Annotated in this window: 1 protein-coding gene; it reads left to right on the forward strand. The window is 63.5% G+C overall.

The features are described from left to right. Positions 1 to 34 precede the first annotated feature (34 nt). On the forward strand, positions 35 to 2,620 hold a 2,586-nt coding region (locus tag RDU12_RS11635), incomplete at its 3' end, for an RHS repeat-associated core domain-containing protein (protein WP_308684724.1).

Raw genomic sequence — 2,620 nt, forward strand, 5'->3', positions numbered from 1 at the left:
GTCCGCCACCTATCCGGCGACGTGTTTGAATCCCGTGACCTGCAACCTCCCGACCACCACCGCCGACGCCTTGGGTGGAGTCACCAACTACATCTGGGACAGCACCCACGGCGGCCTGCTCAGCGTCACCGCGCCGTCGCCGGACGGCGGCCCGATCCGGCCGCAGAGCCGCTACACCTATGGCGGTTTCCAAGCCCGCTATCACAACAGCGCGACGACTTTCGATAATGGCTCAGCGATCACCCTCCCGGTCGAGATATCTTCGTGCGCCACCGGGACCACCTGCGACGGCGCGGCCAATGAAGTCCTGACGACCATCGTCTATTCGCCGTCTACCGCGACCAATAATCTCCTCCCAATTTCGATGAGCCGCGGCTCGGGCGTCTCGCCGGCCATGGCGATCACCGCGTTGACCTACACATCGGACGGCGATGTCGCGACGGTGGATGGGCCGCTATTCGGGACCGCTGATACCGTGAGGTATGTTCACGATGACGCACGCCAGGTGATCGGCATTGTCAGCCCGGATCCGGACGGCGCGGGTCCCCTGCTGAATCGAGCGCAGCGCCTGACCTATAACGGAAGGGGTCAGGTGACCCTGGCCGAAACCGGCACAGCCGCCAGCGGACTCTGGACCAACTTCTCGCCGCTGTTGAAGAGTCAGGCCATCTATGACGCGGGGGCCTACTTTCGGCAAACCGAGACGCGGCAAATGTCGGGCGCGGGCGCGGTCTCCGGCGTGCAGCAAGTCAGCTACGACGCCGCCGGCCGACCGTCGTGCACCGCCGTGCGAATGAACCCGTCCACTTTCTCCGCCCTGCCATCCAGCGCCTGCACGACGGCGACAAGCGGTGCGTTTGGCCCCGACCGCATTGCGCAAGTAACCTATGACGCCGCCGGTCGCGTCATTTCCACCGCCACGGGCGGCGTGGCAGAGAGCCTCACCTACACCCCGAACGGCCAGACCGCCTCCTTGACTGACGGCGGCGGGAACGTCTCAATCATGGAGTATGATGGCTTCGACCGGCTGGTGAAGTTGCGTTATCCCAACGCGAGCGGCGGGGGGACTTCGACTGTCGACCACGAGGCTTGGACCTGGAACAAGTCAGGCCTGCCGATGACCAGCCGGAATCGCGCCGGCCAGACTACGACATTGACGCGGGACCTGCTGGGGCGAGTCACCAACGTCGATGCGCCTACGGGCACGATGGATGTGGCCGCGACCTATGACAATCTGGGGCGGGTGATAACCACCGTTGGAAACGGCCAAACGCTGACCACCGGGTGGGATGCCCTTTCTCGACGGGTCAGTGAGACCGGCCCATTGGGGGCGATGGTTTGGGAATACGACGCCGGGGGTCGGGTATCGAAGCTCACGTGGCCCGACGCTTTCTTCGTTAAATATTCGCACGACCCGTACGGCGCTGTCACCTCCATCAACGAGAATGGCGCCTTGTCCGGACCTGGCGTGCTGGCCGAGTACACCTACGACAATCTGGGCCGGTTGATCGGCATCACCCGCGCCGATGGCGTGGGTGCGCCAACGACCTATGGGTACGACGCTTTCGGCCGATTGATCAGCGTTGTCCAGAACCCCTCCGGGACGTCCCACGACCTGACCCTTACCTTTTCTTGGAACCCCGCCGGCCAGATCGTCGGGCGCGGGGTATCGAACACGAACTATCTACTGACTCCGGTGACCGGAACCACAGTCTACGAGAACAACGACTTGAACCAGATCACGGGGATCGACAGCGCAGCGGTCCTCTATGATGGCGACAAGAACGCCACCAGCGTGGCGGGAAACACCTATGGCTACGATGCCGCTGGTCGCTTGACGTCGGCCAATGCCGGGACGGGTGCGGCGGACTTCACCTTTGACCCCGCGGGCCGGCTTTACCAGTCCAGCGTCGGCGGCTTTCCGACCCGATTCCAGTATGCCGGCGTGCAGCTGGTCGCCGAGTATGACGGGAGCGGAAACATCACCGCCCGTCATATCCCCGGCCTTGGATTGGACGACATCGCCGCGAGCTGGGACCTTGCCTCCACCTCACCGGTCCGGGGGTGGCCGCTGACGGATGAGCGGGGCTCTGTCATCACCCGCAGCGACAGCACCGGCGCGGCTTTCGTCATTAACCGCTACGACGAGTACGGTGTCCCGGCTGTCGGCAACGTTGGCCGCTTCCAATACACGGGCCAAGCCTGGCTGGCGGAGGCCGGAGCCTATCACTATCGGGCACGTACCTACCTGCCGGGAATCGGGCGATTTCTGCAACCGGACCCGATCGGATACGCAGCGGGTGCGAATCTGTATGCCTACGTCCGGCTGGACCCGGTGAATCTTATCGATCCTCTCGGCCTGGAGGATATAACCCGAGCCGAATGTTATAGACGGGGCGGCTACCCAAGCGGGAGAAAAGACCCCGATTCCGGACTGGAAATCTGCAGCTATGACTGGAATATGTTCGGGTGGGCGAGGGCCTTCTCCGGAGGCTCGTTTGACTACAATCCGTGGGAGATCGCGATCTTCGACGCCTTCGAGGGATCAAGTGGCTCGCAAGTCGTTTGCACCAATGGCTCTCGGGCCGGAGCAATTGCCCGCGCAACGGACTATGGGGGC

Source organism: Brevundimonas sp. (assembly GCF_031082345.1).
In the GTDB taxonomy this organism is placed as follows: Bacteria; Pseudomonadota; Alphaproteobacteria; order Caulobacterales; family Caulobacteraceae; genus Brevundimonas.